Here is a 20,502-nt window from a genome sequence, read left to right on the forward strand (position 1 = left end):
AGCCATAGCCGGGCACTGTCGTGAAGGTTTGGTAGCGGGCACCACGAGCAATTCTATGTCGGCACGACAGTGCGTGCCGCAAGGGGATCTTTGTGATATATCGTCAATATGGAACGCCGTCGTCTCGCTTGCGCGGCCTTGACGCACTGCGGGGATTGGCCGCAATCGGAGTTGTTATCCATCACCTTGAGCAATCGCGTTTATTTTTCGGTCTATCGACGAACTGGAGCAATGTTGGTATTTTTCGCTTGGGAGGTTTGGGGGTCTCGTTTTTCTTTGTCCTCAGCGGATTTCTGATAACTAATCTTTTATTGCTAGAGATGAAACGTAACGGCCGGGTCGATATTCGCCATTTTTATACGCGTCGAATACTACGAATTTGGCCACTATATTTCTTTATCACGCTCATAAGCTTCTTTATTCTGCCCTATATGACAATCCTTGCGATCCCAGGACAATCGCAGGAGATCGCCTTTTTTTGGCAAAAACTCAGTCTGTTTTTGGGTCTTTCGGCCCACCTCGCCACGACGTTCTACGACCCCGTGCCTTACGGCGCAGTTCTATGGTCGGTTGGCGTTGAGGAGTGGTTTTATCTACTCTGGCCGCTCGTATTCCTCGGGCACCCTCGTTTGAAATACATGTCCGTCATTACTATAATACCGCTTTTCGTTATACTCCGGGGCACGATGAATTGGGATTATTCTTTTTACTTTCTGTCGCAGCTTCGGTTTGACAACATCGCGGTCGGCGCCTTTGCTGCCATGGCATTTCAGGCCGATCACATTCCATGGATTCGTCGAACGCTTGATTTTTCATCATCTGAATCCACATGGACACTATTCTTAGTTTTGTTGACTTTCTTTCTTACTGCTGGCATTGGCTTCAAATCTCTCGACCAGCCCATCTATTCGACACTGTTTGCGGTTATTATTCTTGGTGCAGCCAGAAGCGGGCGGGGCGGCTGGGTGCTTAACAATAGTATATTATCTTTCGCTGGAAAGGTATCTTTTGGCGCCTACTGTTATAATTGGATAACCTTGGTCTTGACGTTGAAGCTACTGATGGCATTCAACGTCCAGAGCGCCCGAACGTCGCACATTTTACATTACGTGGTAGGCTTTGGGCTGACGTTCGGCGTTGCCTGGCTGTCTTATCGCTGGCTTGAAAAGCCGTTCCTGTCGCTCAAGGATCGGGACTTTGCACCTCGAAACGGCGATCACTTTACTTCCGAGGCGTCCTCATCGCCGCGCTGATCAATAAGAGGCTCGAAGTTCGACAAGACGGCACGGCTCCAGGCGCAGGCGGCGCGGTTTGAAGCGGGACAGGTGTTTGTGCCGCAGCAGGCGCATTGGCTGGCTGACTATCTCGTCGAACTGTTGGCCTTCCCGACAGCGCGTCGTAACGATCAGGTCGATCCGACCAGCCAGGCGCTCAAATACCTCACGGCGCGTACGCCGGTGCTCCCCGCTAGGCAGCAGAAGATCGCCCGACGCTGCAAGAGGCAGTGCTGGGGAGCATGTTGTGGCTTGGGCACGCCCCAAGCTAATTTTACTGCGTGACGGCGACGGTGGTCATAGCGTAACCGCGCCGGTCATGCAGCCGACCATGATCTGCCGGAGTGCGTTGTTGCGTTGTTCTTCCAGCATGCCGGCTTCCATCGCATCAGACAGGCTGCGGCCCATATAGATCGGTGCCGCCATTGCCTGTGCCTTGGCCGCCTCGCCCTTGCAGATGGCGTCGTCCTGCTGGAACTGCGCCGCGGCGGGGGTATCGAAGCGCCCGTCGAAGCGGTTGAAGTTCATTACCGAGCGGGTGGTGCAGCCGGAAATGACAAGCGTCAGCAGCATGGCACCGAGAATGCCCCAGGTTCGGGAGACGGATAGAGCAGACAGGTAGGCGGTCGCCATCGTGCAGGGCTCCTGTTGGTCGGATCACGGATCGTCGCGGCGCCAGGCGGCGGGCTTGGTGAGAGGCCGAGAGGCGGATCGCTGCGGTTCAGGTGCTGCAAACCCTGTCGCCCTGAACCCCGGCTTTGAGCGAATGCCAAAATGCTTGGCTTCGCGCCTCTTGGCGTCGGCGATGTCGCTCAGGTCGCTGGCGGTCTTGCCGCCTGGCCGGCGATGACAACAATCGCGCCCGAGGACACGGCCATCCGCGATGTCGAGGCCTGCGCTCTTGTCCAGGATAAGGGCCTCGGGGACGATGTGGTCGAACTCGATCACCTTTCCCGTGACATTGAGCCCGCAGCCCTCGCAGTGGATCTGGCCTGCACGCGCCATAGCGCGCTTGATCATGGCGACCTTCTGGGCGCGGGAGAACTCGCGGCGTCGCGGCGAGGGGTTCCGTCCCGGAATCCCTCCTGGCTCACCGCTGGATCCAGAGCCGCCGGGCATCACGCCGGCTTTGCCAGGCCATAGGACCTGACCCGATCGACAGTGAGGTCGAGTTCCGTGTTGAACGCATCGACCGCATCAGCCAGATCGCGGATATAGGCTTCATCACGGCCGGCCCGGGTGATGAAGATCGGCAGGCCAGGCCAATAAACAGCGATGTCGATCCATTCACGCTGCGCGATCCAGAGCTGCCCTTGACATTGCGCCTTGTGCTCGAGCGGGAACTCACCTCGCAGGATGGTCTCGACCATCAGATGCGGCAACTTGGTCTTGATCTCGAGCAGGCCGTCATGCCCGATCAGAGCATCGGGTGAGGCTCCCGCCCGGCCGCGGCGAAGGAAGCCGATGCGCTCGCAGCTTGCGCCTGCGACGTAGCCGTAGACGCTGCAGGCCTCGTCCTCCATCAGCTTGCCGCGTTCCATGTGGAAAGTGCTGATCGTCTCCGCCGGTTCGCCCGTCAGGCGCTCGCCGACAAGCTTGTAGAGATAGCTCAGACGGGTCCTGCTCTCAGCGCCGCCACGCCCCTTGGTCAGAATCGCGGCAAACTCCGATGCTGTCGGAATGCCGAGTCGGCTTTTGGCCCATTCCGGCGAGCCTTGCTCGCATGTGATGATCTCGAGCACGTCGCTCATCAGTTCGTCCTCCTGGAGTTGAGCATGGTGAGTGCCTGGCGGAACCGCGCGGTCGGCAGGTCGGTGATGCCCTTGATCTGAAAGAACTGCAGCAGCGCGTCCTTGTCGGCGCCAACCTCGTCAATCAGGTCGATGAGCTCGCGAGCCTGCTGGCGGGAGATCGCGGCTGATGCGCCAGCGGCTTGACCATCATCGTCATCGGAGGCGGCAAGCCCGAGCGCTGCCTTCAGCGTCATCCGCTGCAGATAGGTCAAGGTCGAGCCGATCGCCTGGATGCTGTTCTTCTCACAGCTCTCGTCGGGGCTGGCCGAGAGGCAGTTCTCTTCGCTATAGCCGTCACGATGCGAGATCACGCAGACGACCGTGACGAGTGCGCCTGTGCTCTGTGAACGGAACCGATAGGACAGCCCGTTCCTGGCCAGGATCGGCGTGATGGTTCGCGCGATCTCGGCCAAATCCTCATGGCGATAGGGCTGCCGGCCCAACAAGGCCTGGCGGTTCTTGGTGATCACCGGGATCTTGGCCTTGGCAGTAGAGAGCGCCTTCTCGAAGGCTTTGCGCGCCTCATGAGCTTGCGAGCGCTCGTGGAATCCAATCAGGCGCTCCAGCATCTCGCCATCGGCACCTCTCGCTAGGGCGGCGCTCAACAAACTCAGCGAGGGCGGCGGGATCGGCGAAGGCGCCTCACTCGCTCGATTGTTGCGGGCTAATCTCGTCATCGGTCCCTCCATGTGATGGCCAAAGGGTTGCAGGCGTGCGTCATCGCTCTCGCTTTGGGCGGGCCCAAGCAGAGTGAAAGAGGTCAGCGGGATAGGAATTGACTGAGCGGCCGGCTGCTACCGCTTAGCCAGGTTGGCTGGCGCGTTGGTATTGATTAAATGCAGCGAGCAATCAGCTTGTCGCCTAAGTTCTGCAAGGATCCTTGATTGTCCAAATCAGGTCTCTGGCAGGCCATCCCCAAACGAATACCGCGCCATATTGTCTCAAATTGCTTCACAACAGGCGTTATCATCGAAGTTAATTGAAATAAACAATCACAATTCATACAATTAGGCCTCCATCGCTTCCGCGGATGCACGAGTAACTCGGTTGTGATCTGAATACAAGCGGCGATATCGACTGCTATTTTGTCTTCACTCGATCTCCCGATTCGAGATTTTCAACTTCAGAGGCATGGTGAAGATGTGATACGTTGTTCTCGCCGGTATCGTGTTGACGGATGGAATATAAAATGTTGTTGACATCGAATTGGTCAATCCAGCCGCCGGGTAAGGGATGGCCAAGATAATACTTCGATACCTGCTCCAACACATTTGTCGCCTTGACCTGCGCGCCTACCCGGCCGACGCGTTGCTCTGAGAGCCAGGCTTTGACCAAATCGGTTTGCGGCCACAACCACCTGGTGCAACGCGATGACCTCGCATCGCTCCACGCCTCGTCGATGAGGAAGCAGGCTTGGGGCAGCCTCAATGTGTCGGTTGGAATTCGAGGAGGTGTCACAATCTCGGCTATCTGAACGCCCATTGCGCCTCGCAGGACGGCGTCAGCGAGGTGAGTGGCGTTCATAGCTGCCGGGACCAAGTTCCCCGTCTATGCGTTGCGCGAAGCTTCAGACTGTTATCTCCGTGCCGCAAATCGACCGTTCCAACAACGGGTTGCTGCAGCTCTTGAGCTCGGCGTTCTCGTTTTCGAGATTTTTGTCGACACCTAAAACGGGGCCGCAACTCATTACCAACCAACGACCCTTGACGATCAACAGGGGCGGCCTATAGACGACAGCACCGTCGCGGAGCCATTAGAAAAAATGCATTCCAGTGCTTTCTTTGCGAGAGCGGCCGACATCTGCTCCCAGATCGACGTCACAAAGGTCGAGAAGCTCGCCGACGAGCTTGTCGCTTTGCGCGAGCGGGGTGGACGCCTATTCATCCTCGGCGTCGGCGGCAGCGCGGGCAATGCCAGCCATGCGGTCAATGACTTTCGAAAGCTTTGCGGCATCGAGACCTATTCGCCGATTGATAACGTATCGGAATTGACCGCTCGCACGAATGACGAAGGCTGGGAAACGGTTTTCGCGGGCTGGCTCGAGGTCAGCCGCCTCAATAGCGACGATGCGCTGCTGATCTATTCCGTGGGTGGCGGCGACGTAGAGCGCAACGTCAGCGTGAACATGATTCGCGCGATCGACCTCGCCAAGGAGCGCGGCGCGAAAGTCTTCGGCATCGTCGGTCGCGACAGCGGTTATACGGCAAAGACAGGCGACGTCGTGGTTGTCGTTCCTCAGGTTGCCCCGGACTGGGTGACCCCGCTCTCGGAGGCCTTCCAGGCGGTCGTCTGGCACAGCCTCGTCTCGAACCCGAAGCTGCAGAAGCGCGCCACGAAGTGGTGAGGTCCGCGGGCAACCGCGGTCGATGAAGGTCAGGGCATGACGGGAGTTCCTGCCGTTTTTCTTGACCGGGATGGCGTCATTGTCGTCCCGGAATTCCGGGACGGCCGTAGCTATGCTCCCGTGAATATCGAGGGTTTCGCGCTTTACCCACAAATCGCGCCCTCGTTGCAAGCGCTCAAAGCGGAAGGTTTCCGCATCGTCGTCGTCACCAACCAGCCCGATGTCGGCAAGGGGCTTATTTCCCCCACAGTTTTGGCAGAGATGCACCGCCTCATGTGTGAGGCACTGCCAATCGACGAGGTGAAGGTCTGCACCCACACGCGCGACGACGCCTGCGACTGCCGCAAGCCGCGAGCCGGGATGCTTTTCGCTGCAGCCCACGAAAACGGCCTCTCGCTTCTCGACAGCTATATGGTAGGAGACCGCGATAGCGATATCGAAGCGGGAAAGGAAGCCGGCTGCAGAACGGTCTTTATCGACCTGTCCTACACCTCCGAACCGAAGCCGCTCGATCCCGACTGGGTTGTCTCCTCCCTGCAGGAGGCCGCCAACGTCATTCTCGCCGACAAACAAAAAAGGAATGCAAGATGTCCGCCCTCGACTCCCTGAAGGTTAAGATCTTCGCCGACGGCGCAGAGCTCGATGGCATCGTTAAGATGTCACAGAATCCCCGGATCAAGGGCTTTACCACTAACCCGACGCTGATGCGCAAGGCGGGCGTCACCGATTACGAGGCCTTTGCCCGCAAGATCATCGCGACTGTTCCGAGCTATCCTGTCTCCTTCGAGGTCTTCGCGGATGACTTCGACGAAATGATCGCGCAGGGTCGCGCGATCGCGACGTGGGGGGCCAATGTCAACGTCAAGGTGCCGGTCACCGATACCAAGGGCAACTTCGCCGGCCGCGTGATCGAAACCCTCTCGAAGGAGGGTGTCGTCCTCAACGTCACGGCGATCATGACGGTCGAACAGGTCAAGGCGATCGCCAAGGTTCTGGACCCCGAGGTCGCCGCAATCATCTCGGTCTTCGCCGGCCGCATCGCCGATACCGGCGTGGATCCGATGCCGCTGATGCGCGAATGCGTCGCGGCCCTCAAGAGCTGTCCCAAGGCCGAGCTGCTCTGGGCGAGCCCGCGCGAGCTGCTTAACATTTTCCACGCCGACGAGGTGGGTTGCAAGATCATCACCGTCACCAACGACGTCCTCGCCAAGCTGGCGCTGGTCGGCAAGGACCTTGAGGAATATTCGCGCGAGACCGTGCAGATGTTCTACAAGGACGCCTCGGCGTCCGCCTTCACCATCGACTCGTCCAAGGCCGCGGCGTAAGCCGGCCCGCTTTCGGAGATACTGATGTCCACCCCCTTCAAGAACGTCCTCGTGACCGGCGGCGCCGGCTATGCGGGCAGCCTTCTTTGCCCGCAGCTGCTCGCCAGCGGGTATAATGTCACTTGCTTTGATATTGGCTTTTTCGGGTCGGACTTCCTTCCGCACGGCCACCCGAACTTCAAGCTGATCAAGGGTGACATTCGCGATCTCGCCACGCTGCGCGAAGCCTTCAAGGGCATCGAATGCGTCGTCAATCTCGCCTGCATCTCCAACGATGCCAGCTTCGAGCTTGACGAGAACCTGTCGACCTCGATCAATCTTGACGCTTTCGAGCCCATGGTGATCGCGGCGAAGGAAGCCGGCGTGAAGCGCTTCGTCTACGCGTCGTCCAGCTCGGTTTATGGCGTCTCCGAGTCCCCGAACGTCACCGAGGATCATCCCCTGCTGCCGCTGACCCTTTACAATAAATACAAGGGCATGTGCGAGCCGCTGCTCAAGAAGCACACGGATGATAATTTCGTCGGCGTGATCTTTCGCCCGGCGACGCTGTGCGGCTATGCTCCACGCCAGCGGCTGGACCTGTCGGTTAACATTCTGACCAACCATGCAGTCAACAACAACAAGATCACCGTGTTTGGCGGCGATCAGATGCGTCCGAACCTGCATGTTCAGGATTATTGCAACGCGGTCGAGATGCTGATGACGGCGCCTGCCGAGAAGATCCAGAACGAGACCTTTAACATCGGCTTCCAGAACATGAGCATTGCCGACCTGGCCCTGCTGGTGAAGGACGTCGTCGAGCAGGAGTTCCCGGACAAGGCGCCAATCGGCATCGTCACAACGCCGAGCGATGACAACCGCTCCTATCACATTAACTCGGACAAGGTGACGCGCGTGCTCGGCTTCAAGCCGAAGTTCTCGATCGAGGACGCCGTCCGCGACCTTTGCAAGGCCTTCAAGGCCGGCAAGCTGCCGAACTCGATGACCGATACGGGCTACTACAACGTGAAGACGCTGAAGGCGAAGGAAGCCGCCTGATGAGCAAGCCTGTCGCCGTCGTCACGGGAGGCGCGGGCTTCATTGGCAGTCATATGGTCGACGTTCTGATCGAGGCCGGCTTTGCCGTCCGCGTCGTCGACAACCTGACCGGTGGGCACCTCAGCAACCTCAAGCAGCATCACGGTAATCCCGATCTCACGACGGAATGGGTCGACATCCGCACCCTCGAGCCCGGCAATGCCGCGTTCGAGGGTGCGCGCTATGTCTTCCATCTGGCAGGGATCGGCGACATCGTGCCGTCGATCGAGAAGCCCATCGACTACATGGACGTGAACGTCCAGGGCACGGTGCGCGTGCTTGAATGCGCGCGCGCCGCCGGCGTGCAGAAGCTGGTGTATGCCGCCTCGTCCTCCTGCTACGGCCTGGCCGACACGCCAACCCGCGAGGACCATCGGATCGACCCGATGTACCCCTACGCGCTCTCGAAGTATCAGGGCGAGCAGGCAGTCTTTCACTGGAACAAGGTCTATGGCCTGCCGGTGAACTCGATCTGCATCTTCAACGCCTACGGGCCACGCGTCCGGACGACGGGCGTCTACGGCGCCGTGTTCGGCGTCTTCTTCCGTCAGAAGCTCGCCGGCGCACCCTATACGGTGGTCGGCGACGGGACCCAGGCGCGCGATTTCATCTATGTGCGCGATGTCGCCGAAGCCTTCTTCGCGGCAGCCAAGACCGAAACCGTCGGCGAGCGCTTCAACGTCGGCGCCGACAATCCGCAGCCGATCAACCGCTTGATCGAGATTCTCGGGGGCGACGTCGTCTACGTGCCGAAACGCCCAGGCGAGCCGGATGTGACCCACGCCGACATCACGAAGATCACGACGATGCTCGGCTGGGCGCCCAAGGTGCCCTTCGAGCAGGGCGTCGCCAACATGCTCTCCAATATCGAGCGCTGGAACGATGCCCCGCTCTGGGACCCGAACTCGATCGCGAAGGCGACCGAGACCTGGTTCCGCTACATGTCGAAGAACGAAGGCTGAAACGAATGGCTATTTCGCTGACCGAGCGCTACCGCCACAAGATCGTCACGGCAGAGCAGCTTCGCGAGATCATCGGCGCGCCGCCGCGCAAGAAGCGCGTGATCATGTGCCATGGCGTGTTCGACGTCGTGCATCCCGGCCATGTCCGCCACCTGCTCTACGCCAAGAGCAAGGCAGACACGCTCGTCTGCAGCCTGACGGCCGACAAGCATATCTCGAAGGGCGCGCATCGGCCGCATATCCCGCAGGAATTGCGGGCGGCCAATCTGGCCGCCTTCGAGATGGTCGACTACGTCGTCATCGACACCAACGCCAAGCCTCTGGAGAATATCCAGATCATCCAGCCAGACTATTTCGCCAAGGGCTTCGAGTACACCGCCGTCGGCATGCCGCCGAAGACGGCGGAGGAAGCAGCAATCGTCGAAGCCTATGGCGGCGAGATGATCTTCACGCCCGGCGACATCGTCTATTCATCGACGAGCCTCATCAATCTGGCTCCGCCGACGATCCAATACGAGAAGCTGCAACTGGTCATGGAGCGCTACGGCGTCACCTTCGACAAGATGCGCAGCACGATCGACGGCATGATCGGCAAGAAGGTCCATGTCATCGGCGACACCATCGTCGACAGCTATACGCAATGCGCGATGATCGGCGGCCAGACCAAGACGCCGACGATGAGCGTGCTCTTCGAACGCAAGCAGGATTTCGTCGGCGGCGCCGCGATCGTCGCCAAACACCTGCGTGCCGCCGGCGCCGACGTCACCTTCACCACCGTCCTCGGCGAGGATGCGCTCAAGGACTTCGTGCTGGAGGATCTCGAGCAGGCCGGGATCGACACCATGGCGATCATCGATTCGACGCGCCCGACGGTGAACAAGAACGCGATCGTCGTCGGCGGCTACAGGCTGCTCAAGGTCGACACGCTCGACAACCGCTCGATCTCGGACACGATCCTCGGCCAGATGACCTCCGCCGTCGCCAATGTGCCCGTCGACGCGGTCGTCTATTCCGATTTCCGCCACGGCATCTTCAACCGTCGCACGATCCCCGAATTCACGCGGGCGCTGCCGGCCGGCGTCTACAAGGTCGCCGACAGCCAGGTCGCCAGCCGCTGGGGCAACATCACCGAATTCCAGGGCTTCGACCTCATCACCCCCAATGAGCGCGAAGCGCGCTTCGCGCTGGGCGACCAGGATTCCGGCATCAGGCCGCTGGCCTCGCAGCTCTACGACAAGTCCGCTTGCAAGCTGCTGATGCTCAAGCTCGGCGAGCGCGGCATGCTGGTCTGCCGCGGCGCCGATCACGAGTCGCTCGACAGCTTCTATGTCATCGACACCTTCGTCGAACATCTGGTCGATCCCGTCGGCGCGGGCGACGCACTGCTGGCCTATTCGACGCTGGCCATGCTGGTCTCTCAGGACGATGCTTTGGCGAGCATTCTGGGCGCCATGGCGGCCGCCTGCGAATGCGAATATGACGGCAATATCCCGATCACGACCGAGGCGATGCACCGCAAGATCGACCTCGTCGAGAAGCGCGTGAACTTCGGCTGATCTGATGCGTGTCGTCGTCGCAGGCCTGGGCGTCCAGGGGCACAAGCGCCGCCGTTTCGCGGGCAGCGACTTCGTCGCCACCGTCGACCCGGTGAATCCGGAGGCGGATTTCCGCGATCTCGCGGACGTGCCGCTGGACCGCTACGACGCCGTGCTCGCCTGCATCCCGGACGCGCCGAAGGTCGCGCTGCTGAACTACTGCATCGACAACGGCAAGCACGTCCTGGTCGAGAAGCCACTCTGGGCAGGCGACGAGGCCGATATCATCGCGCTCGAAGAATCCGCCCAGGCGCGCGGCGTGGTGCTCTACACCGCCTACAACCACCGCTTCGAGCCGCATTACGTGCGGATGCGGGACCTGATCCGCTCCGGCGAACTCGGCGAGATCTATTCCTGCCGGATGTTCTACGGAAACGGCACTGCGCGGCTCGTGCGCGATTCCGTCTGGCGCGATCACGGGGCCGGCGTGCTGCCCGATCTCGGCTCGCATCTGCTCGACACCTGTCGCTTCTGGTTCGGCAACATCTCCGACGCCTTCACGCTGATCGGCGCCAACGCCTTCGAGAACCGCGCCGCCGACCATGTCGTAATCGGCAACGAGTCGAGGCGACCGCGCATCGAGCTCGAGATGACGCTGCTGATGTGGCGCAACCACTTCACCTGCGACATCCTCGCGGAGAAGGGTACGGCCCATATCAGCTCGCTCTGCAAATGGGGGCCGAGCGAGTTCACCAAGCGCATGCGCGTCCTGCCGAGCGGCCGCCCGCCCGAGGACAACGTTACACTGGTCCAGGACGACCCGACCTGGGCGCTCGAATACGCCCATTTCAAGGGGCTGGTAGAACACGGCGCGCGGACCGACCTGACGGACGCGCTCTGGCTTCACCGCACGCTCAAGCGCCTCGGCGACGAGGTCGAGGCCCAAATCGCGGAGAACGTGGCATGACCACCGTCGGCTTTGCCGGGATGACGCATCTCGGCCTCGTCTCGGCGACCGGGATCGCGGCCAAGGGCTTCAAGACCATCTGCTATGACGGCGACGCCGCGCTGGTCGAGCGGCTGCGCGCCGGAACACTGCCGGTTCTGGAGCCCGGGCTCGATGCTCTCGTCGCGTCCAACGGCGACCGGCAGCGCTTCACCGCCGATATCGCCGAGCTGTCGGGATGCGACGTCGTCTATATCGCGCCGGACATCCCGACCGACGATCAGGGTCGGAGCGACACCGCCGTGATCCACAGGCTGATCGATGCGGTCGCGCCCATGCTGGCTCCCGCGGCGATCATGGTGGTGCTGTCGCAGGTCGAGCCGGGCTTCACCCGCGCGCTGTCGCAGCCCGAGGCGGCCCGCCGCTATTATCAGGTTGAGACGCTCGTCTTCGGCCGTGCCGTCGAGCGCGCGATGGAGCCCGAGCGCTACATCATCGGCTGTGCCGATCCCGCGGAACAGCTGCCGCTGCATTTCGAGGCCGTGCTGAAGGCCTTTGGCTGCCCGATTCTGCCGATGCGGTACGAAAGCGCCGAGCTCGCCAAAATCTCGATCAATTTCTGCCTCGTGGCCTCGGTCAGTGTCGCCAACACGCTTGCGGAGGTCTGCGAGGGGATCGGTGCGGACTGGTCGGAGATCGTGCCGGCGCTGAAGCTCGACCGCCGGATCGGCGCCTATTCCTATCTCGCGCCCGGCCTCGGCATTGCCGGCGGCAATCTGGAGCGCGATCTCGCCACGATCCAGCGCATCGGCGCGAAGCACGACACCGATACCGGCGTCGTCGCAGCCTGGAAGGCCAACAGCCTGCACCGGCGCGACTGGGCCGCGCGCACGATCAAGAGCGAACTCCTCGACGGCAAGCCTGGCGCCACTTTGGCGATCTGGGGTCTCGCCTACAAGGAAAACACCCATTCGGTGAAGAACTCGCCGTCGCTGGCGACCATCGCCCAGATCCCGACAGCGAAGCTCCGGCTGCACGATCCCGCCGTGCCCGCCAGCGTCGTCGGAAGTTCGGACAAGGAAGGTTTCGCCACGGCGCTCGAAGCGCTTCAGGGCGCCGACGCCTTGCTCATCCTCACGCCGTGGCCGGAATACAAGGCCATGGCACCGGCGGATATCGCTGCCCGCCTCGCCGGCCGGCTCGTTCTCGACCCCTACGCCGTGCTCGACGCCGCCAGGGCGCGTGCGGCCGGGCTCGACCATCGCACGCTCGGGCGCGCGCCCGTCAAAAACTGAGGTTACATGCTGACGCATCACGCAGCCGCCGGCGGCAAGCCAGAACGCATCGTCGTCATCGGCGCCGGCAGCTTCGTCGGCAAGGCGCTGATCGCGCGGCTGGCGAAGGAGGGCGTGACGGTTCTCGCGCTGGGGCGCTCCGAGGTCGATCTGGTCTCGGAGGGCGCCGGCCAGACGCTCGCCGCCTTCCTGAAGCCCACCGACAGCGTCGTCGCCATCTCGGCCAAGGCGCCTTGCCGCAATGCCGCCGATTTTCTGGTCAACGCCCGCATCATCGCGACGCTGGTCGACGCGCTGCAGACGAAGCCGGTCGCGCATCTGCTCAACATCAGTTCCGATGCCGTCTATGGCGACGATCCGGTGCCGCTGTCGGAGGCCGCGCCTGCTGCGCCTGGCAGCCTGCATGGCGCGATGCATCTGGCGCGCGAGATTGCTCTCTCCGGCCTCGGCCTGCCGTTCGCTACGCTGCGGCCCACGCTGATCTATGGTGCGTCGGACCCGCATAGCGGCTATGGACCCAACATGTTCCGCCGCAAGGCCAACATGGGCGAGGAGATCGTCCTGTTCGGCGAGGGCGAAGAGCGGCGCGATCATGTCGCGGTCGAAGACGTCGCCGAGCTTGCCACGCGGATCCTGCTCAGGCGCTCGACCGGCACGCTGAACGCAGCCTCCGGCCAGGTGACCAGCTTCCGCGACATCGCCGCCGCCGCGGGCCGGATCGCGGGTCGCGAGGTCGTCATCAAGAGCCGGCCGCGGTCCGGCCCGATGCCGCATAACGGCTATCGTCCTTTCGACATCGCCGCCACGACGGCCGCCTTCCCGGATTTCGTCTATACGGATCTGGAGAGCGGCATGGTGCGGGCGCAAGCGACGGAGTTCCCCAATGGCTGAGGTCGATCTGCTGCGCTCGCTGCCCAAGCCCAAGCGCAACATCCAGAAGCGCTCGGAGGCCAAGGACCCGGCGATCATCGCCATCGCCAAGCAGTATGGCGAGATGTATTGGGATGGGCCGCGCGAATACGGCTACGGCGGCTATCGTTATGACGGTCGCTGGCGCGCCGTCGCGCGCGACATCATCGAGCATTACGGCCTCAAGCCGGGTATGAAGGTGCTCGATGTGGGCTGCGGCAAGGGTTTCTTGGTCAAGGACCTGATGCTGGAATGTCCGGGCCTCGAGGTCTTCGGGCTCGACGTCTCGCTCTATGCGATCCTGAACGCTCCCGAGGAGCTGGCCGGGCGGCTTCATCTCGGCACCGCCGAGAAACTGCCCTTCCCGGACAACGCATTCGATTGCGTCATCTCGCTGAACACCATCCATAATTTCCCGCGCCCACGGGCGATCAAGGCGATGGCGGAGATCGAACGCGTCTCGAAGACGAACAAATCCTTCGTGGTCGTCGACAGCTACCTGAACGAGGAGCAGAAGGCGGTCTTCGAGAGCTGGGTCCTGACGGCCGAGTTCTATGGCTATCCGAACGAGTGGATCGCCGTGTTCGAGGACGCCGGCTACACCGGTGACTGGAACTGGACGATCATCGAATGAGCGATCCGCTGCTATCGCGCAACCTGTTCATGGCTCCCGCCAGATTGAACTTCAAGGACGCGGCGGCGGCTCTGATCATGCTCGACGACGGCCGCTATCTCATGCAGTTGCGCGATGACAAGCCGGGTATCTTCTATCCCGACCATTGGGGGCTGTTCGGTGGCGCGATCGAGGACGGCGAGGATGCCGAAGCCGCCCTGCGCCGCGAATTGCGGGAGGAACTCGGCTATGATACCGGTGCCGTCACCTTTTTCACCACGATGAATTTCGGCTTCGACAGCATCGGCGCCAGCCGGTCGGTCAGAGTTTTCTACGAGGTCGCGATGAAGGCGTCCGATCTCAACGGTCTCGTCCTGACGGAAGGAAGCGCCTTCGAAGCCGTCAGCGTCGGCGATCTGCTGATCAACCGTCGCATCGTGCCTTACGATTCCTTCGCCATCTGGCTGCACCACAACTGGCGCAACGGTGTCTGGGTCGACGACACCTCCCAACCGAATTAGAGCCAACGAGAAGAGAGTTCCGATGGGCAAGACTTACTGCATCCTGGGCGGCGGCGGCAGCTTTGGCATCCATGCCGCGCTCTATCTGCTCGACCACGCCAACCCCAAGAAGGTCATCGGCATCGGCCGCAATCCGTTGCGTGGCGAGCCGTTCTCGCTCGGCATCGAGAAGCGCGAGGGCTACGTCTACCACGCCCGCCACCTGACCTATGAGATGGACCTGCTGCTCGAACTGCTCGACAAGGAGAAGCCCGACGTCATCGTCAACTTCGCCGCGCAGGGCGAGGGCGCCGTCTCCTGGAAGCACTCCTGGCGCTTCTTCGAGACCAACTCGATGGCGCTCGCCAAGCTCTCCGAGGAGCTGATGAAGCGCGATTGGCTGGAGCGCTTCATCCAGATCGGCACGTCCGAGATGTATGGCTCGGTCGAGCATGCCACCAAGGAAGACGAGCCGATCAAGCCCTCGAGCCCCTATGCGGCCTCGAAGGTCGCCTTCGACATGTATCTGGAGTCGGTCCACAAGTTCCTGAAGTTCCCGATGAACGTGATCCGGCCGTCGAACGCCTATTGCCCGGGCCAGCTTCTGCATCGTGTCATCCCGAAGACGATCTGGTGCGGGCTGACGGGGAACAAGCTGCCGCTGCATGGCGGCGGCCGCGCCGAAAAGTCCTATCTGCACGCCCGCGATCTCGGCCGCGCGATCCATCTCGTGGCGGAGAAGGCGCCTTTCGGCGAGATCTACAATGCCGGCCCGAAGAACCCGACCTCGATCCGCGAAGTGGTGGAGCGCACGGCGAAGGCGCTCGGCATGCCGTTCGAGGAGGTCTGCACCATGTCGGGCGACCGGCTCGGCCAGGATTCGCGCTACTGGCTCGACTCCAGCAAGATCAAGAACGATCTCGGCTGGGAGCCACAGATCGGCTGGGACGAGGGTCTCGACGAGATGGTCGCCTGGGGCCGCAAATATATCGACGAGCTGCGCACCGTCTCGACCGACTACGTTCTGCGGGGATGAACCGGCCATGACGATCACGCCCGACCTGAGCGTGGCGGCCCCGCCGCGCAACAGCTTCGACAAGGCGGCGGCGCAGGAGCGCTGCCGTGCCTATCGCAGACGCATCCTGGAGATCTCGCAACAGGTCTCGGCGCTGCATGTCGCGCCGGCCTTTTCATGCACCGAGATCACGGACTTCGTCTACAATACGCTGATGCGCCCGGAGGCTGACGGTTCGCAGGACGTGTTCATCATGTCCAAGGGCCATGGCTGCATGATCCAGTACGTGATCCTGGAGGAGCGCGGCATCCTCTCGCGCGCCGATCTCGATGCCTACTGCAAGCCCGATGGACGCCTCGGCGCCCATCCGGACTACGGCGTGCCGGGCATCCAGGCCTCCACAGGCTCGCTCGGCCACGGCCTCGGCATCGCCACCGGCCAGGCCCATGCGGAGAAGCTCAAGGGCACGGACACCCGCATCTTCTGTGTGCTGTCCGACGGCGAGTTCCAGGAGGGCTCGACCTGGGAGGCGATGATGATGGCCGGCAATCTCGGCCTCGATAACCTCATCGGCTTCATGGATAACAACGATTTCTCGGGGCTCGAGCGGATGAGCGAGGGCCACAAGGCCTTCTATCCGCTGGTCGCCAAGGCCGAAGCCTTCGGCTGGGAGGCCGTCGAGGTCGAGGGCCATGACGAGGAGGCGATGTTCGAGGCGATCGGACGTCGCAAGGGCGGCAAACCCTTGCTGGTGATCTGCAAAACGATCAAGGGCAAGGGCGTCTCCTATATGGAGCACATCCCGATCTGGCATTACCGCTCGCCGAACAGTAGCGAGTATCAGCAGGCGCTGCAGGAAATCGAGGCATGAGGAACAAGTTCGCCGACACGTTCTATGAGCTCGGGAAGGAGGATTCCCGGCTCTGCATCGTCGTGGCCGACATCTCGCCCGCAGGCTCGATCGCGAAGTTCCGCGAGGAGTTTCCGGGCCGTTTCATCAACACCGGTGTCTCCGAGCAGATCATGATCGGGATGGTGGCGGGCATGTCGCAGCGTAAGCTGCGGCCCTTCGCCTACACGATCGCAACCTTCACGCTCTATCGCCCCTTCGAGATGGTGCGCGACGATCTCTGCTACCAGCACCTTCCCGTGACCATCGTCGGCATTGGCGGCGGCGTGACCTATTCGACGCTGGGCGCGACACATCACGCGCAGGAGGATGTCGCCATCGCCTGCACACTGCCAAACATGTCGGTCATTGCTCCCTGTGATCCGGCCGAGGTCGAGTTGGCGACACGCTGGTGCGCCACGCAGGAGCAGGGACCGGTCTATCTGCGTCTCGGCAAGGCCGGTGAGCCGGACTTCACCAAGGACGCGCCAGAGCCCTGGCAGTTCGGCAAGATCCGCCTGATCCGCCCGGGCGACGACGTCGCGATCATCTCCTACGGCACGATCATGAAGCAGGCCTTCGGCGTGGCCGAGCGCTTCAAGGAGCGCGGCCAGAGCGCGGCGATCTACTCGATGCACACGGTCAAGCCTTTCGACCGGGACGGTATCGCGGCGATCCTGTCGCGCTACGAGAAGGTCGTGGTAATCGAGGAATGCGCTCCCAACGGCAGCCTCTCCATGCAGGTGCAGCAGCTCGCCTGGCAGATCAAGGCGAAAGCCAGCGTCGACGTGTTCACGCTGCAGGACGCCTTCATCCACTGCTATGGCAGCCATGACGACATCCTCGCCGCGCATGGGCTTTCGGTGCCGCGGATCAGCGACGCGCTTGGCCTGAGCTGAGCCGCTTCGGGGAGCCCCGACGTGGCGCGCATCGTGATCCTGGGGGCGGACGGCGCCATCGGCCGGCACATGGCCGGCCGCCTCACGGCGCTCGGCCATGACGTCACTGGCACGACGCGCCGGTCCGATACGCTCGGTCCAGGCCGCGTGCTTGCCGATCTCGCCGATCCGGCGTTTTCCGCTATGGCATTGCCGTCGGCGGAGATCGTCCTGATCTGCGCCGCGATGGCGCGCTTCGCCGATTGCCGCGAGCAGCCGGAGCTCTCCCGGCGCGTCAATGTCGCGGTGCCGGCACAGGTCGGCCGGCACTATGAAGCGGCCGGCGCCCGCGTCGTGCTGCTGTCCACTAGCGCGGTCTTCGACTGCCTCGCACCCAATATGGCGGCCGATGCGCCAATGAGCCCGCTATCCGCCTATGGCCGGATGAAGGCCGAGGCCGAGACGGCGCTGCTCGCGCTCGGCCCGTCAATATCCGTGCTGCGACTCACCAAGGTGCTGACGCCCGACATCGCGCTGCTCAATGGCTGGATCGCGGCTTTGAAGGCTTCGTCACCGGTACGGTCCTTTACCGACATGACCGTGGCGCCGATCACGCTGGACGACGTCGAGGCGGCACTTCTGGCCGTGATTGCAGACGGCGCTGGCGGCCGCTACCAGGTTTCGGCCAGCGACGACGTCAGCTATGCAGCGATCGCCGGCCATCTCGCGCGGCGGCTGGGCGTGCCCGTAAGCCTCGTCGAAGCTATCGACGCGGCCTCGGCCGGCATTCCTCCAAACGAGGTCACGCGCTTCACCAGCCTCGATACGCGCCGGCTTCAAGCCGCCTCATCCTGGCGCCCCTCCCCCGGCCTCGCCGCCGTCGACAGGGTCTTCGCCCCGTCTCTGGGCTGAAATGCGCCCGGCGCTTGGCCTGCCGCGGCGAAATGCTCTATGTCTGCCCGTCCCTGTCCGATCTCTCCAGCCTGTGCCGGAATCCGTGTTGGAACCCGCCGATATTCGCCCGACGGTTTCGGTCATCATCCCGAACTACAATCACGGCGCCGTGCTGCCGCGCGCGATTCGGGCCTATCTCGCACAGACGCTGAAGCCGACCGAGATCATCATCATCGACGATTGTTCGACCGATGACAGCGTCGCCGTGGCCGTGGCCCTGGTGCGCGAGGCGCCCGACGTAGTCCGGCTGCTGCGTCACGAGGTCAACGGCGGCCCCAATGCCGGCGTCGCGTCCGGACTTGCCGTGGCGACGGGTGAATTCGTGACATTTTCCGCGGCTGACGACGTGGTCGAGCCGGAGTTCCTGCAGGCCTCCGTCGAGGCGCTTTCGCAGCATCCCCGCGCGGGACTGAGCTTCCTCGACCCATCCCGACTCGTCCTCCCCGGGGACATCGTGGAGCGCGTCCCGCTGTCGCTGGCGACGCAGGCGCGCTACTTCGATCCGCAGGAGATGGAGGATGTCTTCCGGCGCAACTCCTTCACGATCTCCTCCAACACGGTGGTGTATCGGCGTGCCGCCATCAGCGCGCTCGGCGGGTTCCGGAAAGATCTCGAATGGCAGGCCGACTGGATGGCCAACCTCGTGATGTCCTTCCGGCACGGGGCCGTCTACGTGCCGCGCGCGCTGGCGCATTTCACGGTCAATCCGAAGGGCTACGGGGAGCGGGGCGTGCGCTCGGCCGAGGGGCAGCGCCGCCTGCTCGAAAAATGTCTCGTCGCCATCGAGCAGGATTATTCCGACGTGGCGGAGCGCTTCAAGCGCGCCGGCATGATCCCGGAGATGCGCCTGCGCACGCTGGGCTGGCTGCTGGCGACCGAGCGGGGCCGGCGTTTCGTCAGCCCGCGCCTCGCCGGAATGCTGATCCTGCGCGAGGCCTGGGCGAAGCTGCGCCCGCTGACCCCCCTGGGCTTGCGGCAATGGATGCGGCGACAGTTGGCCGGCCGCTGAAATGAAGCCGTTTTGCGGTTCCCGGCCTGGCTTTACAGGCTTGGGGCGAAGGCTTAAGAGCCACGCACCGAGCCCTCCAGCCAGACATTCCAAGCGATCCGGCTTATGCTGAAACCCGAATTCTGGCGCGGTCGCAGCGTGCTCGTGACAGGCCATACCGGCTTCAAGGGGGCATGGCTGGCGACGTGGCTGGAACGTCTGGGCGCCCGCGTCAGCGGCTTTGCCCTGGCTCCCGATCGCAGCAGCAGCCCCTATGAACTGCTGCGCCCGGCGCTCGTCCGCGAACATATCGGCGACATCCGCGAGCCGGGCCCGATCACTTACTTCCTGCAGGACGTCGAGCCCGAGATCGTGATCCACATGGCGGCGCAGCCGCTCGTTCGTCTCTCATACGCCCAGCCGGTAGAAACCTTCGCCACCAACATTATGGGGACCGTGCATCTGCTCGATGCAGTGCGTGCCTGCCCGTCCGTGCGGGCAGCCGTGGTGATCACCACCGACAAGGTCTATGAGAACAAGGAGGAGGGCCGGCCCTTCCGCGAGGACGATGCACTGGGCGGTCACGACCCCTACAGCAGCTCCAAGGCCGGCGCGGAGATCGTGACCGCGAGCTACCGGGCCAGCTTCTTCCGTTCGGAGGGCTCGGCGTGCATCGCTTCGGCGCGTGCCGGCAATGTCGTAGGAGGAGGCGACTGGTCGGCCGACAGGCTCATTCCTGATCTCGTCCGCGCGCTCGCCGCCGAGGCGCCGATCTGCCTGCGCTATCCGCGATCCGTCCGCCCGTGGCTCCATGTCTTGGAGCCGCTTGCAGGCTATCTCGCGCTGGCCCAAAAGATGATCCAGCAGCAGGAAGCCGCACCCGCCGCGCTCAATTTTGCTCCCGATCCCGCGATGTCCTATACGGTTGCCGACGTCGTCGAACGCTTCGGCGCGGAATTTGGCGGAAGGCCCGGCTGGATCCAGGCCAATGGCGACCACCCGCGCGAGGCCGCGCTACTGAGACTCGACCCAACCGAGGCCTCGCGGCAATTGGGCTGGCGGGCGCGGCTCGATTTTGACACGACCATCCGCTGGACCGCGGAATGGTATCGCGACCACATGGCCGGCACCGACATGCGCGGGTACACGATCGATCAGATCGAGCGCTATGCGGCTCTGGTTACGGCCGAGCAGGAGACATAGCC

Annotated in this window: 24 protein-coding genes; 19 read left to right on the forward strand and 5 right to left on the reverse strand. The window is 62.7% G+C overall.

Translation table 11 applies throughout. The annotated features are described in order from the left end of the window. The first annotated feature begins 128 nt into the window (after positions 1-128). Both C8D03_RS08955 and terL read left to right on the forward strand, forming a co-directional pair. Complete coding sequence (locus C8D03_RS08955; RefSeq protein WP_210203911.1) at positions 129-1,253, forward strand: acyltransferase family protein; 1,125 nt, start codon at positions 129-131, stop codon at positions 1,251-1,253. 3 nt (positions 1,254-1,256) lie between these two features. Continuing rightward, complete coding sequence (terL, locus tag C8D03_RS08960; RefSeq protein ID WP_108045947.1) at positions 1,257-1,559, forward strand: phage terminase large subunit; 303 nt, start codon at positions 1,257-1,259, stop codon at positions 1,557-1,559. A 12-nt stretch (positions 1,560-1,571) separates the two neighbouring features. Here the strand turns inward: terL and C8D03_RS08965 are convergent, their stop codons facing one another. The 5 genes from C8D03_RS08965 to C8D03_RS26070 form a co-directional block, all read right to left on the reverse strand. Further along, on the reverse strand, positions 1,572-1,907 hold the full coding sequence (locus tag C8D03_RS08965) for a hypothetical protein (RefSeq protein ID WP_146170118.1): 336 nt from the start codon (positions 1,905-1,907) through the stop codon (positions 1,572-1,574). Positions 1,908-1,931: 24 nt separating this feature from the next. Continuing rightward, positions 1,932-2,294, reverse strand: coding sequence for a hypothetical protein (locus C8D03_RS08970; protein WP_108045949.1), 363 nt, complete (start codon positions 2,292-2,294; stop codon positions 1,932-1,934). A gap of 98 nt (positions 2,295-2,392) precedes the next feature. Next, complete coding sequence (locus C8D03_RS08975) at positions 2,393-3,025, reverse strand: lambda exonuclease family protein (RefSeq protein WP_181300818.1); 633 nt, start codon at positions 3,023-3,025, stop codon at positions 2,393-2,395. Next, positions 3,025-3,756 (reverse strand): ERF family protein, encoded by a 732-nt coding sequence (locus C8D03_RS08980; protein ID WP_108045950.1) that lies wholly within the window; start codon positions 3,754-3,756, stop codon positions 3,025-3,027. The genes C8D03_RS08975 and C8D03_RS08980 overlap by 1 nt, the downstream gene beginning before the upstream one ends. A gap of 391 nt (positions 3,757-4,147) precedes the next feature. Next, complete coding sequence (locus C8D03_RS26070) at positions 4,148-4,591, reverse strand: hypothetical protein (protein WP_146170120.1); 444 nt, start codon at positions 4,589-4,591, stop codon at positions 4,148-4,150. A gap of 238 nt (positions 4,592-4,829) precedes the next feature. On the opposite strand from C8D03_RS26070, the gene C8D03_RS08985 reads away from it, so the two are divergent. From C8D03_RS08985 to rfbG, 17 genes are all read left to right on the forward strand, one after another. Then, on the forward strand, positions 4,830-5,411 hold the full coding sequence (locus tag C8D03_RS08985; RefSeq protein ID WP_108045951.1) for an SIS domain-containing protein: 582 nt from the start codon (positions 4,830-4,832) through the stop codon (positions 5,409-5,411). Between the two features lie 36 nt (positions 5,412-5,447). Then, positions 5,448-6,020 carry a D-glycero-alpha-D-manno-heptose-1,7-bisphosphate 7-phosphatase gene (locus C8D03_RS08990; protein WP_108045952.1) on the forward strand — a complete coding sequence of 191 codons (573 nt, stop codon included), beginning with the start codon at positions 5,448-5,450 and terminating at the stop codon, positions 6,018-6,020. Next, on the forward strand, positions 5,999-6,736 hold the full coding sequence (locus tag C8D03_RS08995) for a transaldolase (protein WP_108045953.1): 738 nt from the start codon (positions 5,999-6,001) through the stop codon (positions 6,734-6,736). Before C8D03_RS08990 ends, C8D03_RS08995 begins: the two co-directional genes overlap by 22 nt. Positions 6,737-6,787: 51 nt before the next feature. Next, positions 6,788-7,774 (forward strand): NAD-dependent epimerase/dehydratase family protein, encoded by a 987-nt coding sequence (locus tag C8D03_RS09000; protein WP_248308407.1) that lies wholly within the window; start codon positions 6,788-6,790, stop codon positions 7,772-7,774. Then, on the forward strand, positions 7,774-8,775 hold the full coding sequence (locus tag C8D03_RS09005; protein ID WP_108045955.1) for an NAD-dependent epimerase/dehydratase family protein: 1,002 nt from the start codon (positions 7,774-7,776) through the stop codon (positions 8,773-8,775). Before C8D03_RS09000 ends, C8D03_RS09005 begins: the two co-directional genes overlap by 1 nt. A gap of 5 nt (positions 8,776-8,780) precedes the next feature. Next, positions 8,781-10,331 (forward strand): PfkB family carbohydrate kinase, encoded by a 1,551-nt coding sequence (locus tag C8D03_RS09010; RefSeq protein ID WP_108045956.1) that lies wholly within the window; start codon positions 8,781-8,783, stop codon positions 10,329-10,331. A gap of 4 nt (positions 10,332-10,335) precedes the next feature. Then, a complete protein-coding gene (locus C8D03_RS09015; protein WP_108045957.1) occupies positions 10,336-11,277 on the forward strand; it encodes a Gfo/Idh/MocA family protein in 942 nt (313 codons plus the stop codon). Continuing rightward, positions 11,274-12,551, forward strand: a complete 1,278-nt coding sequence (locus C8D03_RS09020; RefSeq protein WP_108045958.1) for a nucleotide sugar dehydrogenase — start codon at positions 11,274-11,276, stop codon at positions 12,549-12,551. The genes C8D03_RS09015 and C8D03_RS09020 overlap by 4 nt, the downstream gene beginning before the upstream one ends. A gap of 6 nt (positions 12,552-12,557) precedes the next feature. Beyond that, the gene (locus C8D03_RS09025; protein ID WP_108045959.1) at positions 12,558-13,442 is read left to right on the forward strand and encodes an NAD-dependent epimerase/dehydratase family protein; all 885 of its coding nucleotides are present in this window, start codon (positions 12,558-12,560) and stop codon (positions 13,440-13,442) included. Further along, a complete protein-coding gene (locus C8D03_RS09030; RefSeq protein WP_108045960.1) occupies positions 13,435-14,094 on the forward strand; it encodes a class I SAM-dependent methyltransferase in 660 nt (219 codons plus the stop codon). The genes C8D03_RS09025 and C8D03_RS09030 overlap by 8 nt, the downstream gene beginning before the upstream one ends. Beyond that, positions 14,091-14,594, forward strand: coding sequence for an NUDIX hydrolase (locus C8D03_RS09035; protein ID WP_282568587.1), 504 nt, complete (start codon positions 14,091-14,093; stop codon positions 14,592-14,594). The genes C8D03_RS09030 and C8D03_RS09035 overlap by 4 nt, the downstream gene beginning before the upstream one ends. 22 nt (positions 14,595-14,616) lie before the next feature. Further along, entirely contained in the window at positions 14,617-15,609 is a 993-nt protein-coding gene (locus C8D03_RS09040; RefSeq protein ID WP_108045961.1) for a GDP-mannose 4,6-dehydratase, read from the forward strand. Positions 15,610-15,616: 7 nt separating this feature from the next. After that, positions 15,617-16,459: a transketolase gene (locus C8D03_RS09045; protein ID WP_108045962.1), complete on the forward strand. Its 843-nt coding sequence runs from the start codon at positions 15,617-15,619 to the stop codon at positions 16,457-16,459. After that, positions 16,456-17,376 carry a transketolase family protein gene (locus C8D03_RS09050; protein WP_108045963.1) on the forward strand — a complete coding sequence of 307 codons (921 nt, stop codon included), beginning with the start codon at positions 16,456-16,458 and terminating at the stop codon, positions 17,374-17,376. The genes C8D03_RS09045 and C8D03_RS09050 overlap by 4 nt, the downstream gene beginning before the upstream one ends. A 21-nt stretch (positions 17,377-17,397) precedes the next feature. Further along, positions 17,398-18,267 (forward strand): sugar nucleotide-binding protein, encoded by an 870-nt coding sequence (locus C8D03_RS09055; RefSeq protein WP_108045964.1) that lies wholly within the window; start codon positions 17,398-17,400, stop codon positions 18,265-18,267. A gap of 88 nt (positions 18,268-18,355) precedes the next feature. Beyond that, positions 18,356-19,318, forward strand: coding sequence for a glycosyltransferase family 2 protein (locus tag C8D03_RS09060; protein ID WP_181300820.1), 963 nt, complete (start codon positions 18,356-18,358; stop codon positions 19,316-19,318). A 105-nt stretch (positions 19,319-19,423) separates the two neighbouring features. Continuing rightward, positions 19,424-20,500 carry a CDP-glucose 4,6-dehydratase gene (gene rfbG / locus C8D03_RS09065; protein WP_108045966.1) on the forward strand — a complete coding sequence of 359 codons (1,077 nt, stop codon included), beginning with the start codon at positions 19,424-19,426 and terminating at the stop codon, positions 20,498-20,500. The last annotated feature ends 2 nt before the right edge of the window (positions 20,501-20,502 follow it).

This window comes from Bosea sp. 124, assembly GCF_003046175.1.
Classification (GTDB): Bacteria; Pseudomonadota; Alphaproteobacteria; order Rhizobiales; family Beijerinckiaceae; genus Allobosea.

Excerpts from the sequence above, each read along its gene's own strand:
- C8D03_RS09035 (WP_282568587.1), top strand. The coding sequence starts at position 14,091 with ATGAGCGATCCGCTGCTATCGCGCAACCTGTTCATGGCTCCCGCCAGA.
- C8D03_RS09015 (WP_108045957.1), top strand. The coding sequence starts at position 10,336 with ATGCGTGTCGTCGTCGCAGGCCTGGGCGTCCAGGGGCACAAGCGCCGC.
- C8D03_RS26070 (WP_146170120.1), bottom strand. The coding sequence starts at position 4,591 with ATGAACGCCACTCACCTCGCTGACGCCGTCCTGCGAGGCGCAATGGGC.
- C8D03_RS09040 (WP_108045961.1), top strand. The coding sequence starts at position 14,617 with ATGGGCAAGACTTACTGCATCCTGGGCGGCGGCGGCAGCTTTGGCATC.
- C8D03_RS09030 (WP_108045960.1), top strand. The coding sequence starts at position 13,435 with ATGGCTGAGGTCGATCTGCTGCGCTCGCTGCCCAAGCCCAAGCGCAAC.
- C8D03_RS08995 (WP_108045953.1), top strand. The coding sequence starts at position 5,999 with ATGTCCGCCCTCGACTCCCTGAAGGTTAAGATCTTCGCCGACGGCGCA.
- C8D03_RS09045 (WP_108045962.1), top strand. The coding sequence starts at position 15,617 with ATGACGATCACGCCCGACCTGAGCGTGGCGGCCCCGCCGCGCAACAGC.
- C8D03_RS08990 (WP_108045952.1), top strand. The coding sequence starts at position 5,448 with ATGACGGGAGTTCCTGCCGTTTTTCTTGACCGGGATGGCGTCATTGTC.
- C8D03_RS09025 (WP_108045959.1), top strand. The coding sequence starts at position 12,558 with ATGCTGACGCATCACGCAGCCGCCGGCGGCAAGCCAGAACGCATCGTC.
- C8D03_RS09050 (WP_108045963.1), top strand. The coding sequence starts at position 16,456 with ATGAGGAACAAGTTCGCCGACACGTTCTATGAGCTCGGGAAGGAGGAT.
- C8D03_RS08985 (WP_108045951.1), top strand. The coding sequence starts at position 4,830 with ATGCATTCCAGTGCTTTCTTTGCGAGAGCGGCCGACATCTGCTCCCAG.
- C8D03_RS08965 (WP_146170118.1), bottom strand. The coding sequence starts at position 1,907 with ATGGCGACCGCCTACCTGTCTGCTCTATCCGTCTCCCGAACCTGGGGC.
- C8D03_RS08970 (WP_108045949.1), bottom strand. The coding sequence starts at position 2,294 with ATGATCAAGCGCGCTATGGCGCGTGCAGGCCAGATCCACTGCGAGGGC.
- C8D03_RS08975 (WP_181300818.1), bottom strand. The coding sequence starts at position 3,025 with ATGAGCGACGTGCTCGAGATCATCACATGCGAGCAAGGCTCGCCGGAA.
- C8D03_RS09010 (WP_108045956.1), top strand. The coding sequence starts at position 8,781 with ATGGCTATTTCGCTGACCGAGCGCTACCGCCACAAGATCGTCACGGCA.
- rfbG (WP_108045966.1), top strand. The coding sequence starts at position 19,424 with ATGCTGAAACCCGAATTCTGGCGCGGTCGCAGCGTGCTCGTGACAGGC.
- C8D03_RS09020 (WP_108045958.1), top strand. The coding sequence starts at position 11,274 with ATGACCACCGTCGGCTTTGCCGGGATGACGCATCTCGGCCTCGTCTCG.
- C8D03_RS08980 (WP_108045950.1), bottom strand. The coding sequence starts at position 3,756 with ATGGAGGGACCGATGACGAGATTAGCCCGCAACAATCGAGCGAGTGAG.
- C8D03_RS09005 (WP_108045955.1), top strand. The coding sequence starts at position 7,774 with ATGAGCAAGCCTGTCGCCGTCGTCACGGGAGGCGCGGGCTTCATTGGC.